Source organism: Kitasatospora sp. NPDC058048 (assembly GCF_042885555.1).
Lineage (GTDB): Bacteria > Actinomycetota > Actinomycetes > Streptomycetales > Streptomycetaceae > Kitasatospora > Kitasatospora lactacystinica.
Genome location: NZ_JBHVRT010000018.1, coordinates 45900 through 58738 on the forward strand (window position 1 = coordinate 45900; position 12839 = coordinate 58738).

A 12839-nucleotide genomic window follows, 5' to 3' on the forward strand; every position below is an offset into this window, starting at 1 on the left:
CCGGGAAGGTCATCTGGACGGAGCAGCCGCTGGAGTAGCCGCGGAACGGCCGCGGGGTGGGGGGTCGGGCCCGGCGCCATACCCCCCCCGCGCGGGGGGCGCGGCCCCGCCCCCGCGGCGGGGGGGCCCCCCCCGGGGCCCCCCCGCCGCCGTGCGGTCGACGACCGGAAGACCTAGATGAACTCGGCCAGCTCGCGCAGCAGCGCGGCCTTCGGGCGGGCACCGGTGATGGACTTCACCGGCTCGCCGTCCTTGTAGACGATCAGGGTCGGGATCGAGATGACGCCGTACTTGGCGGCGGTCGCCTGGTTGGCGTCCACGTCCAGCTTGGCGATGGTCAGCTTCTCGCCGTGCTCGGCCGCGATGTCGTCCAGGACCGGGGCGACCTGGCGGCACGGGCCGCACCAGGTGGCCCAGAAGTCGACCAGTACGGGCTTCTCGCTCTTCAGGACGTCCTGCTCGAACGTCGCGTCGGTGACGGTGGTGGTGGCGCCGGCCACGGGAACTCCTCGGGTTCGGACGGAGGGGGCTGCTGCCAGGAGAACAACGGGTGGGCCCGTTCTGTTTCTGCCCGGCCGGGGCGGGGGTGTTTCACGTGGAACACCCCCGTGGGGCGGAGGGTGGGGCTCAGACCGCGACGGCGGCCTTGGCCTCCAGGTCGTCCAGCGCGGCCAGGTAGCGCTCGGCGTCCAGGGCGGAGGAGCAGCCGGTGCCGGCGGCGGTGATGGCCTGGCGGTAGGTGTGGTCGACGACGTCGCCGGCGCCGAAGACGCCCGGGATGTTGGTCCGGGTCGAGGGGGCCTCGACCTTGAGGTAGCCCTCGGCGTCCAGGTCCAGCTGGCCCTTGAAGAGGTCCGTGCGCGGGTCGTGGCCGATGGCGATGAACAGACCGGTGACGGCCAGCTCGCGGGTCTCGCCGGTGGTGGTGTCGCGCAGGGTGACGCCGCTCAGCTTCGGGTCGCCGTGGATGGCCTCGACCGCGCTGTCCCACTCGAAGCGGATCTTCGGGTCGGCGAAGGCGCGCTCCTGCATCGCCTTGGAGGCGCGCAGGGTGTCCCGGCGGTGGATGATCGTGACGCTGCGGGCGAAGCGGGAGAGGAAGGTCGCCTCCTCCAGGGCGGTGTCGCCGCCGCCGACCACCGCGATGTCCTGGTCGCGGAAGAAGAAGCCGTCGCAGGTGGCGCACCAGGAGACGCCACGGCCGGAGAGCTTGTCCTCGTTCGGCAGACCGAGCTTGCGGTGCTGGGAGCCGGTGGTGACGATCACGGCGCGCGCCTTGTGCACGTTGCCCTCGGAGTCGGTGACGGTCTTGATGTCACCGGTGAGGTCGACCGCGACGATGTCGTCGGGGATCAGCTCGGCGCCGAAGCGCTCGGCCTGGGCCCGCATGTTGTCCATCAGCTCGGGGCCCATGATGCCGTCCCGGAAGCCCGGGAAGTTCTCGACCTCGGTGGTGTTCATGAGCGCACCACCGGCGGTCACGGCCCCCTCGAAGACCAGCGGCTTGAGGGAGGCACGGGCCGTGTAGAGCGCGGCCGTGTAGCCGGCCGGGCCGGAACCGATGATGATCACGTTACGGACGTCGCTCACTGCTTCTCCTGGTTCGCATCGCGACCCGCGTTTGCTGCGGGGAGGGCGGTCCTGCTCCGCCGCCCGGGACAACGACTGACCAGTGTCTCGCATTCCCAGGCGGATCAGTACCAGGCGCCCGAAGTCCGGAAGCGGCGTGCCGCCGTCGGCGTGGATCGCATGGGAACCGCCGGTCAGCGGCTGGGAACGGCCTGGTGCAGGACGACCGGGCCGCAGTCGGGGGAGCGCAGGTAGACGTCGACGGAACCGGGGCGGCCGGGCAGGGAGTAGACCAGGACGTCGACCGGGGTGCCGTGGTAGCTGCCCCGGTCGGTGGCCAGCGGGGTGCCGGAGGCGGGTGCCGGGCAGCCTGGGCCGCTGGGGGTGGCGGGGGAGGGCGAGTCGGGCTCCGGGCGGCCGCCGTCGGCGGGCGGGGCCCCCTCGGACCGGGCGGGCCCGGTGGCCAGCAGTCCCGGGACGTTCTTCGAGCGGGCCAGCAACTGCTTCACCTGGGCGGCGAGTTCGTCGTCGCGGTAGTCGGTGCCGGCGCCCGCCGTGTGCGGGGCGCGGACATCGTGGCTGTCGGTGGTGGCGGTCGGGGCGCCGCCCGCGGTGGCCGCCATCGTGCCGGACCCGTCGTCGGGGTGGAGCAGCAGTGCTCCGCCGAGCCCGAGGGCGGCCAGGGCGGCGGCCGTGCCGAGCAGCAGGGCGAACCGCCGGCGGCGGGCGCGGCCGGGCCCGACGGCCGAGCCGGACCGGCCTGCGGGTCGGTCGCCGGACGGGGCAGCCGGCCGGGAGGCGGCGGAGGAGGGCGTGGCGGGCGCCGTGGCGGCACGCGCGGACCGGGCCGGGGCCTCGGCCCGGTGGTCGGCCGCGGGGGCCTCCTGAGCCGGTTCGACGGCCTCGCGGCCGCTCCCGGCGGCGGCTGCGGCGGCCTCGGCCAGCGCCGCGTCCAGTCGGGCGGCGACGTCGGCCGGCATCGGCGGGGTCTCGACGTCGCCGAGCAGCGACTGGACCTCGGCGAGGGCGTCGACGGTCTCCCGGCACTCGGCGCAGCCGTCCAGGTGCCGGCGCAGGGCCCCGACGCTGTCCGGGGACTCGATCAGTCCTTCGGCGAGGTCGGCCAGCCGCTCGACCGGGGGGTGGTCCTCGGCGGGGTCGGGGAAGGAGGGGTGGGCGTTCATCGGGTGCTCGCGTCTCCTTCCAGGACCGTCCGGCCGGTGCTCGGGCCCGCTCCTGTGACGGTGCCGGGCGGCTTCGGGTTCCCCCGGGTGTCGCGGCGCGGTGGGGCCGAGCCGCGGGCGGGCGCTGTTTCACGTGAAACATCGGGCTCGCGCAGGTGCCGGACCAGGGGGAGGAGCCGGGCCCGGCCGCGCGCGCAGCGGCTCTTCACGGTGCCCACCGGAACGCCCAGCAGTTCGGCCGCCTCGGCCACCGGGTACCCCTGCATGTCGACCAGCACCAGTGCGGCCCGCTGCTCGGCGGGCAGTTCGGCGAGCGCCGCGGTCAGTTCGCGGTGCAGCTCGGCCCGGACCACCGGGAAGTCGGCCGGCTCGGCGCTGCCGACCAGGGTGTCCAGCCGCTGGGGGTCGTCGTCGAGCGGGGTGGTGCGGCGGGTGGCGCCGCGCCGGGCGCGGTCCAGGCAGGCGTTGACCACGATCCGGTGCAGCCAGGTGGTGACCGCCGAGCGGCCCTGGAAGCCGGCGGCGGCGCGGAAGGCGGAGACCAGGGCGTCCTGGAGGGCGTCGGCGGCCTCCTCGCGGTCGCCCAGGGTGCGCAGGGCGACCGCCCAGAGCCGGTCGCGGTGGCGGTCCACCAGTAGACCGAAGGCCGCCGGGTCGCCGGCGACGTGCCGGGCGAGCAGCGTCGCGTCGTCCGTCGGGTGCGCGTCGTCCGCCACCGTCACCCCTCCCTCCCGGCCGCCGGTCCGTACCGCGTCCGCGGTCGTCGGATCAGCCGGAGACCTTCACCTCGGCGACGTGGCCGCGGAACCTGCCGTCGGTATCCTTCGTCAGACCGGTCAGCCAGATCAAGAGGTACCGCGTGGTGACCGGGGAGTCGAGGGTGTACTCGACGTTGCTCCCGGTCTTCTTCCCGACGACGGTGAAGGCGTCCGGCTTGGCCTGCAGCGGGTTGGCGCCGACGGCCGGGGTGGGCAGCCGCAGCTCCGCGGACTGCTCGCCGCCGGAGAACTGGACGTTCACCGAGGAGACCGGCTGCGGCGAGCCGAGGTCGATCAGCAGGCCGGTGCCCGACTTCAGCGCGGGCGGCTTGGCGCCGAACTGGTCGACGTACCAGCCGGTGGTCCACGAGGTGCTCAGGTCGCCGTCGATGGCCTTCCCGATGCTCTCGGTGCCCTCGGGTCCGTCGCCCAGGGGGTTGTAGGACTGCGCGTCCTTGATGGCGAGCGTCACCGGGTTGTGGGTGCTGGCCTGCGGGCTCGGCGCGGTGCTGCTGGTCGAGGGGGCGGTGGACGCGGTGGCCGACCCGGTGTGCCGCAGGCTGTCGACGAACTGCCAGGAGGCGACGCCGATCGCCCCCAGCGCGACCGTCCACGCGGTGGCCTTGACGACCCGGCGCAGCCGCCGCCTGGCGCGCCGGGAGGAGGCCGGGCGGGAGGAGGCCGGCAGCGGGGCGACGGTGGTGTCGGCGACCCGGGTCGGGTTGGGCGCGGTGGGCAGCGCGTGGGTGTTGTGCCGGGGCGGGGCCGGGAAGGCGGGAAGCTCCGGTTCGGGCTGGCGGATCCGGGGCATCTGCGCGATCGCCCGGACCAGCTCCTCCGGCGTGGTGATCGGCTGGGCGTGGTGCGGCGGCTGGTCGAACAGGGCCCGCGCGGCGAGCTCGGACAGGCCCTTGTGGACCCCGGCGCGGACCTGGTCCGGCGCGGCGTTCTGGAGGCCCTTGGGCAGGCCCTGGAGGTCGTAGCGGTCCTCCGGGTACGGCCAGCGGTGGGTGAGCGCGGCGAACAGCAGTGCGCCGATCGCGCGGGTGTCCGCCCGCTGGGCGTCCTCGGCGTCCTCGGCGGGCAGCCCGCGCAGGGCGGCGTCCACCGCGATGCCGTTGATCCGGTACTGGCCGCTGTCGGTGCGCAGCACGCAGCGCGGGGTGAGCCGCAGGTGGGCCTGGCCGCGACGGTGGGCGGCCGCGACGGCGTCGGCGACCTGGCGGACCATCTGGTACGCCTCGTGCGGCTCCATCGGGCCGTTGGCGAGCAGCCTGGCCAGGTCGGAGGAGTGCGGCAGCCACTCCCGGACGACGTAGACCAGTTCGCCCTCGTGGACGGCGTCGAGGACCTGGACGAAGCGGGGGTCGCCGAGCAGCGCGGCGGACTTGGCGGCCGCCACCACCTTGCGGGCCCGCTGGTGGCCGGAGGCCATCAGGTGGACGCCGACGGCCCGGCGCAGCTTCTCGTCGACGGCGCGCCAGCTGCTGAAGGTCTCGGTCTGGGAGATGCACTCCTCCAGCCGGTACCGGTGGCCGATCATGTCGCCGCTGCGGCGCTGCGGGGCGGGGAGGGTGCGCGGGAGGGTGGCGGTGTCGCGCGGGTCGACAGTGGGCTGCGGGTCGGTGGGGCGGCGCGCCGGGCGGGCCGGTTCGTCGGCGGGCTTCTTCCGGGGGGAGCCGGCGGCCAGTTCGGCGCGGAGCTCCTGCACGGAGAGCGGTGCGGTGATCTCCGAGGTCTCCTCGCCGGCGGGGGTGCCCGGTCCTGCGGCCGGTGCGTCGTGCCCGCCCGCGTCCTCGTCCTCGTTCCCGTCCTCGTCCTTGTCCGCGTCGGTGCGCCCGGGGGCGGCGGCAGCGGTGGTGGTGCCCTCGCGGGCGTCCGCGGAGGTGTTCCCGCCGGCGTCCTGCGAGCCCGTGAGCTCGTCGATCGCCGCGGCCAGTGCGGCCTCGTCCGTCGCCGCGTCAGCTGCTGACGTGTCGACGACGGCCTTGGTGCCATCAGCCACCGTGGTCCTGCCTCCCCTTGTGTAGCCCCGGCCTGAGAGATTCGCTGGAGCCCGGGGGTCGGCGGCCCTGTGCTCCAGGACAATTGTGCCCACTCTTCTCCACCGGGTACGACCGCTGAGACGTCCGCTCGGTTGCACGCGGGTGGAGAGATGTGGTGCAGATTCGACACCGGGTCGCCATCCGGCGGTCGGGCGGACCCGAACCGACCGGTGCCCCAGCACTCGGCCGGACGAGCGGAGGAGCGTCTCGCTCCGGTTGACGCCCGGTCAGGGCGCCCGCTCGTCCGGCCGGTGGTCGGACGGTCAGCGGCCCAGCCGGCCGCGGACCATGCCCAGCATGGCGTTCAGTTCCTCGATCCGCAGGCGCTTCGCGATGAGCACGAAGACCGCCAGCTGGAGGCCGCCGGCCACGACCAGGGCCGCCACGCTGCCCGGCCAGCCGCCGAGCACCTGCTGGACCCCCAGGCTGGCGCCGAGGCCGACCAGGGCGGCCGGGACGCAGGCGGCGGCCAGCCGGCTGTACGTCCTGCCGATCCGCTTGGTGTCCAGCCCGCCGATCCGCTTCTTCAGCTTCGGCATCGCGACCGTCACCCCGACGGCGTAGGCGAGGCCGTAGCCGAAGGCGAGGCCGACCACCGTCCACTCGGCGGGCAGCACCAGCCAGCACAGCAGGGCGAAGCCGGCCTGGCAGGCCGCGACCCAGACGGTGTTGGAGAACGGCGTGCGGGTGTCCTCGTAGGCGTAGAAGCCGCGCAGCATCACGTACTGGGCGGAGTACGGGATCAGGCCCAGGGCGAACGCGGAGAGCATCAGACCGACGTTGGTGGCGTCGTTCAGGACGGTGTCGTTGCCGCCGACCGCGTAGATCGCCCGGCCGATCACCGGGCCCAGCGACAGGAACAGGAAGGCCGCCGGGACGACCGCCACCGCGGTGGTGCGCAGACCGTAGGAGATGTCGTCGCGCACGGCGCCGGCGTCCTCGTCGGCCGCCGCCCGGGAGAGCCGGGGGAGCACCGCGCTCATGATCGAGACGGTGATCACGGCCTGCGGGAGCTGCCAGATCAGCAGCGCGTTGGAGAACGCGGCCAGGCCGACGCCGCCGTGGCCGGCCGCCGCCGCGGCGTCGCCCGCCTTGGTGGACAGCTGGGTGATCACCAGGTAGCCGGCCTGGTTGGCGAGCACGAAGAAGAACGTCCACTTGGCCAGTCGGGCGGCCTTGCCCAGGCCGTGACCGCGCCAGTCGAAGCGGGGCCGGAAGCGGAACTCGGCGGCCCGCAGGTACGGGATCATCGCCAGCGACTGGACGACCAGACCGATCAGGGTGCCGAGGCCGAGCAGCCGCACGCCCTCGGGGGAGATGCCCTCCGGGGTGACGTGGGTGGTGCCGAAGCCGCCGTAGACCCAGATGTAGGCGGAGAAGGTGAAGATCACCACGATGTTGTTCAGGACCGGGGTCCACATCATCGCGCCGAAGCGGCCGCGGGCGTTGAGGATCTGGCCCATCACCACGTGGATGCCCATGAAGAAGATGCTCGGCAGGCAGAAGCGGGCCATCGCCACCGTGGTGTCGGCGCGCTCCGGGTTGGCCATCATCGGGTGGGCGATCAGCTGCACCAGCACGGGCGCCCCGAGCACCGCCAGGAAGACCACGCCGCCGAGCCCGACCATCACCAGGGTGAGCAGCCGGCTGGCGTACGCGGTGCCGCCGTCCTCGTCGTTCTTCATGCTGCGCACCAGCTGCGGCACGAAGACCGCGTTCAGCGCGCCGCCGCCGATCAGGATGTACAGCAGGGTCGGCAGGGTGTTCGCCGCGTTGTAGGAGTCACCCATCACGCCGACACCGATGGCCGCGGTGATCACCATGGTCCGGACGAAGCCGGTGCCGCGGGAGACCAGCGTGCCGGCCGCCATGATCGCGCTGGAGTTCAGCAGGCTGGCGACCTTGCCGCCACCGGCCGCCTGGGCGGGTTCGGCGGCGGGCGCCTGCTGCGCGGCCTGCTCCTCGGCGACGATGTCGGACAGCGGTTCGACGGCCGGGGGCACCGCGACGGCGGCCACCTGCCTGGTGGCCTCCTCCTCGGAGAGCGGCGGGTCGAACTCGATCGGCGGCACGAAGTGCTGCTGCCCGCCCGGAGCGCCGCCGTGCTGCGGCTGACCCGGGTAGCCGCCCGCCGGCGGGTACGGGGCGGGGCCGACCGGAGGGGCGGTCGGCTGGACCGGCTGCGGGGCCGGGGCGGGCTGCGGGACCGGCGGCTGGGCCGCGGCCTGCGCCGGGCGGCCGCCGAACAGGGCGTCCACCCCGACGTACTCGGTGGTCTCGGTGTCCCAGGCGGAGTGCGCCGGGCCCGGCTCCCACTGCGGCCGGGGCTGCTCGACGCCGCCCCAGTGGCCACCGGCGGCCTGCGCCGGGGCCGGCTGCTGCGGCCAGGCGCCCTGCACCGGGGTGTCCCAGCCGGGCTGCACCGGCGGCACCGGGGCCGCGAACTGCTGCTGGGCCTGGTACGGGGTCGGCGGCACCGGCGTCGGGTAGCCGCCGCCCTGCGGCGGCAGCTGCGGCGGCACGTCGTACGCGGCGACCGGCGGCTGGGGCGCGACGGGCCGACCGGCCTGCAGACCGTACGGGTCCTGGCCGTCCTGCGGGTGCCCGTACGCGTCCGCCGCGTACGGGTCCTGGGCGTAGGTGTCGGCCACGTACCAGTCGCCGGACGGCGACTCGGCGCCCGGCCGGCTCTCACCGCGGCCCGACGGCCGCTCCTCGCTGCGCCCGGTCATGTCACCTCTTCGCTGTCGTGGGGGGAGGCCGGCCCGGCGGTGCGGGGGGTCGGCGGTATCAAGGACCAACCTTCTCATCACCGGCGGCCCGATCCCGGCCATCCGGGCTGCTGCCGCGCGGTGTCTGCGCGGGACCGTCACCTCGGGTGTCGTTCGTTCCGCCGGCCCGGTCCGGTTCGGCGGCCCCGGCGCGATCCGCGGTGGAGTCCTGCGCCGTGGCCTCCGAGGCGCCCTCCGCCGTGCCCTCCGAGACGCCGTCCGCCGTGTCCTCCGCCGTGTCCCGCGCTCCGGTGCCGTCCGCCGCCGGGGCGTCCCCGACCGGCTGGTCGCCGTCCTCGTGCGGCTGCCCGCCGCGCCGCTTGCGCTGGCGCACGAAGCGCAGCGCGGCCAGCAGCAGCAGGACGCCGGCGCCCGCGAAGATGTACAGCACCCCGTTGGTCACCGAGGTGACCTCGACCTTGAACTGCTGGGGGTCGCCGTACGGCCGGGAGTCGGGGCCGGTGGTCCACAGCTGGGCGGTCATCGCGACCGTCCCGTTGTTGTGCGCCTCGGCGTTGAAGCGCAGGGTCACGCTCTGCGAGGCCGGGAGGACCAGCTCCTCCTCCTTGCTCACCCGCAGCCTGTTCGGTTGGGCCGAGGTGAGCACCAGCTTCAGGTTGGTGACCGTCTGGGTCAGGTCGTTGCGGACGCTGACCTGGAGCAGACCGGTGTTGCCGGCCAGGGTGACGACGTTCTTCTTCGGCACCTGGACGGCGCTGGTCAGCTCCTTCAGGTACTTCGTGACGCCGGCGCGGTAGGTGCTCCCGGCCGGCGGCTGGCTGCGCCACTCGGTGGACAGCGAGCGGACCATCGCGGCGCTGAACGGGCCGCGCACCCGCTGCGGCAGGGTGAGCACCCGCATCAGGGTGTCCAGGTCGTGCTGGATGTCGTCGGTGCGGCTCAGGTCGGCCGCGGGCAGCTCCGAGGCGCGGGCCTGGGTCGGGTAGTCGGTGGGCGCCGGGACGGCGGTGTTCGCCTTCGGGTCGGCCGCGGACTGGGCCACCGCGTCCAGCTTGACCGAGGAGATCCACTTGCCGTCCGCCGTCTGCAGGGCGCTCGCCAGCGCCTTGGCGCCGGCGATGCTCAGTTCGCGCGGGGGCAGGACCAGCAGTCCGCGCTGGTTCTGCGGCTGCTCGTGGGTGATCGCGAAGGTCTCGGCGAGGAAGCGCTGGGTGGCGTCGGTCTGCGCCTGCGGGCTGCTCAGGTCCTTGTCGAAGAGCGCGGAGACGGTCTCGTCGGCCACCACGGCGCTCTGCCCGCCGCCGATCGGCCGGACGGCGGTCGGGGTGTAGTTGAGCGAGTCCGCCTCCGGCATGCTCGCGCCGTTGACCAGCACCAGCCCGCTGCCCGACTGCTGGGCGAGGGAGGCGATCTGCTGGTCGAGGTACCCCTGGAACGGCCAGGCGACGTCCGACCGGGTGTCCACGGCGAGCCGGCCCTCGACGGTCAGCCGGCCGGCGGTGGCCGCCTTGCTCAGCGCGGTGGTCATCCCGGTCAGGTCGGAGCCGTTGTGGGCGATCGAGGCGAGGTCCGGGTCGGCGTACGGCAGCGAGACCACCTGGGTGCCCGGCTTGGCGACGGCGGCCCGCAGCTTGTCCAGCCAGGCGACGGCGGCGGCCGAGGGCTGCATCTGGACGGTGTTGTCGTCCTTGACGGACTTGCCCGACCCCTCGGTGCCCGGCTTCTGCACCCGGTAGGTCTTGGTCATCGCGAGCGCGGCGTCCAGCAGGTCCGGGTCGATCACCCAGGTCAGGCCGTTCAGCTTGGCGCCGGTGTCGACCAGCTCGTACAGCCGGCCGCCCGGGGCGAACTCGGTGGCCAGGCTGTCGTCGCGCAGCACCGAGACCGGCTGGTCGTTGCTGTCGGTGGTGGTCTGGGCGGCCACCACCGGCGCGTGCACCAGCGGCCAGACCGTGGCGACCTTCGTCGGCTGCGCCTCGGCGCCGCCCGGGTTGTACGGCAGGAAGGTCCGGGCGATGCCCAGGGGGCGGTCGCGCGGGTTGTCGGCGGTCCCGCCCCAGGCGTCCACCGCGAGCTCGTACGCGCCGCTCGCGGACAGTCCGAGGTCGCTCACCGCGACGCTCAGCGTGTACGGCTGGCTCTGCCCCGGGTTCAGCTCCGGCAGGGCGTACTGGGGGGTGTCCAGCTCGGTGCCGTCCTTGCCGTCCGGCGTGGAGCGGTCGGCCACGTTGGCCAGGTCGCTGCGCCGGTCCAGCGGCTTATTGGAGTACGGCTTGCGGACGGCCGCGTGGGCGCCCTTGACCGCCGACTTGCCGGCGTTGGTGACGTGTCCGGTGATCGTCACGATGCCGTTCGGGGTGGCCACCTGCGGGCTGAGCGTGTCGATGGTCATCACCACCGGGTACTCGGCCGTGACGGTGGAGTCCGCGGCCGGCCGGACGTTGCCGCCGGCGGGCAGCGCGCCGGCCGGGGTGGCCGTGAAGAGGGTCAGGGCGGCCGCGCAGGCGGCGGCCAGGCGCGCGCCCGCCCGGCGCGTCCGGCGGGCCGGATGACGCCCCTCGGCGGGGCGCTCGGCCCCTCCAGGCTGTCGGTGCGTCCCCAGGCCCGAGTGCCGTGCCGGCTCACTCACTCGCTTCGCCCTCGCCGTTCTCGATCGTTCGCTGCTGATGCTGTCGTCCGGCGCGGTCCGCCCGACGGTCTTCGCTTGACTCTCTTGGATCGCTCCGCCCGACGCCGTCGCCGCACCGCTGCCGCGGGGGTTCCCGCGGACGGCGGCGGCGCGCGGCACCGCATCCCCCGTCCGGTGCCCGAGACTCGTCCACCGGCATGGTAACGATGCAGCCCGCGGCGCAGTGTTGCGGGCTGTGGGGTGAGACGCCCAGAACGCGCGGGCGGTTGACCTGTCGGGGCACGTACCCTTGTGAGCCGTGTCCACTGCCAATGAGCCCACCGCGCACACCGACCCCTCCAGCACCGCCGTCCAGGTCGTACCAGGCCTGAGCGAGGCCCAGACCCTCGGCCTCCAAGAGCTGCTGCGGGTGTCGCCGGTCGCCGACGAGATCGCCCGCCGGTTCCAGGCGGCCGGTCACCGGCTGGCGCTGGTCGGCGGGTCCGTCCGGGACGCGCTGCTCGGCCGGCTCGGCAACGACCTGGACTTCACCACCGACGCCCGCCCGCAGCAGGTGCTCAAGCTGGTCAAGGGCTGGGCGGACGCGGTCTGGGACGTCGGCATCGCCTTCGGCACGGTCGGCGCCCGCAAGGACACCCCCGAGGGTTCCTTCCTGATCGAGATCACCACCTACCGCTCCGAGGCGTACGACCGCACCTCGCGCAAGCCCGAGGTCAGCTACGGCGACACCATCGGGGAGGACCTGGTCCGCCGGGACTTCACCGTCAACGCGATGGCCGTCGACCTGCCCGGCCGCGGCTTCGTCGACCCGCACCACGGTCTGGAGGACCTGGAGGCCCGGGTGCTGCGCACCCCCGCCACCCCCGAGGAGTCCTTCTCCGACGACCCGCTGCGGATGATGCGGGCCGCCCGCTTCGCCGCCCAGCTGGACTTCGACCCGGCGCCCGAGGTGGTCGCCGCGATGACCGCGATGGCCGAGCGGCTCACCATTGTCTCCGCCGAGCGGATCCAGGCCGAGCTGAACAAGCTGCTGCTGGCCAAGCACCCGGTGAAGGGCCTGCGGCTGCTGGTCGACACCGGCCTGGCCGGGTACGTGCTGCCCGAGCTCCCCGCGCTGCAGCTGGAGCGGGACGAGCACCACCGGCACAAGGACGTCTACGAGCACTCGCTGACCGTCCTGGAGCAGGCCGTCGACCTGGAGCAGGACGGCCCGGACCTCACCCTGCGGCTCGCCGCGCTGCTGCACGACATCGGCAAGCCGCGCACCCGCCGCTTCGAGTCGGACGGCCGGGTCTCCTTCCACCACCACGAGGTGGTCGGCGCCAAGATGACCCGCAAGCGGATGCGGGAGCTCAAGTATTCCAAGGAGCTCATCGAGGACGTCTCGCGCCTGGTCGAGCTGCACCTGCGCTTCCACGGCTACGGCGGCGGCGAGTGGACCGACTCGGCGGTGCGCCGCTACGTCACCGACGCCGGGCCGCTGCTGGAGCGCCTGCACAAGCTGACCCGCTCCGACTGCACCACCCGCAACAAGAAGAAGGCGGCCGCGCTCTCCCGCACCTACGACGGTCTGGAGACCCGGATCGACGAGCTGAGGGCGCGGGAGGAGCTGGACGCCGTCCGCCCGGCGCTGGACGGCAACCAGATCATGGAGCTGCTCGGCCTCAAGCCCGGCCCGCAGGTCGGCAAGGCGTACAAGCACATGCTCGAACTCCGGCTGGAGCACGGCCCGATGGAGCACGACGAGGCGGTCGGGGCACTGCGGGCCTGGTGGGCCGAGCAGCAGGGCTGAGCCCGGATCCGGATCTCCGGACACGGCGCCGGACACGGCGGGAGGGGTGGGCCCGGCACCCGGGCCGGGGGCCCCCCCCCCCCCACCCCGCGCGCTTGGTCGGGTGGGGGCGGGCACGGTGTGAAGGGGC

The 12839-nt window shown here is 74.2% G+C and carries 8 protein-coding genes; 1 reads left to right on the top strand and 7 read right to left on the bottom strand.

The window, feature by feature from the left end; genetic code table 11:
• Positions 1-173: 173 nt before the first annotated feature.
• The 7 genes from trxA to ACFVVA_RS20300 all read right to left on the bottom strand — a co-directional run bounded on the left by trxA (position 174) and on the right by ACFVVA_RS20300 (position 10917).
• On the bottom strand, positions 174-500 hold the full coding sequence (gene trxA / locus ACFVVA_RS20270) for a thioredoxin (RefSeq protein ID WP_359909516.1): 327 nt from the start codon (positions 498-500) through the stop codon (positions 174-176).
• A 127-nt stretch (positions 501-627) separates the two neighbouring features.
• On the bottom strand, positions 628-1590 hold the full coding sequence (gene trxB, locus ACFVVA_RS20275) for a thioredoxin-disulfide reductase (protein WP_387691293.1): 963 nt from the start codon (positions 1588-1590) through the stop codon (positions 628-630).
• A gap of 173 nt (positions 1591-1763) precedes the next feature.
• Positions 1764-2753, bottom strand: coding sequence for a hypothetical protein (locus ACFVVA_RS20280; RefSeq protein WP_387691295.1), 990 nt, complete (start codon positions 2751-2753; stop codon positions 1764-1766).
• On the bottom strand, positions 2750-3469 hold the full coding sequence (gene sigM, locus ACFVVA_RS20285) for an RNA polymerase sigma factor SigM (RefSeq protein WP_387691297.1): 720 nt from the start codon (positions 3467-3469) through the stop codon (positions 2750-2752). Before sigM ends, ACFVVA_RS20280 begins: the two co-directional genes overlap by 4 nt.
• 52 nt (positions 3470-3521) lie before the next feature.
• Entirely contained in the window at positions 3522-5516 is a 1995-nt protein-coding gene (locus ACFVVA_RS20290; RefSeq protein WP_387691299.1) for a protein kinase family protein, read from the bottom strand.
• A 303-nt stretch (positions 5517-5819) separates the two neighbouring features.
• On the bottom strand, positions 5820-8288 hold the full coding sequence (gene murJ, locus ACFVVA_RS20295) for a murein biosynthesis integral membrane protein MurJ (protein WP_387691301.1): 2469 nt from the start codon (positions 8286-8288) through the stop codon (positions 5820-5822).
• A 58-nt stretch (positions 8289-8346) separates the two neighbouring features.
• A complete protein-coding gene (locus ACFVVA_RS20300) occupies positions 8347-10917 on the bottom strand; it encodes a DUF6049 family protein (protein WP_387691303.1) in 2571 nt (856 codons plus the stop codon).
• Between the two features lie 367 nt (positions 10918-11284).
• Between ACFVVA_RS20300 and ACFVVA_RS20305 the strand changes: the two genes are divergently transcribed.
• A complete protein-coding gene (locus ACFVVA_RS20305; protein WP_387691448.1) occupies positions 11285-12709 on the top strand; it encodes a CCA tRNA nucleotidyltransferase in 1425 nt (474 codons plus the stop codon).
• The last annotated feature ends 130 nt before the right edge of the window (positions 12710-12839 follow it).

Excerpts from the sequence above, each read along its gene's own strand:
- ACFVVA_RS20280 (WP_387691295.1), bottom strand. The coding sequence starts at position 2,753 with ATGAACGCCCACCCCTCCTTCCCCGACCCCGCCGAGGACCACCCCCCG.
- murJ (WP_387691301.1), bottom strand. The coding sequence starts at position 8,288 with ATGACCGGGCGCAGCGAGGAGCGGCCGTCGGGCCGCGGTGAGAGCCGG.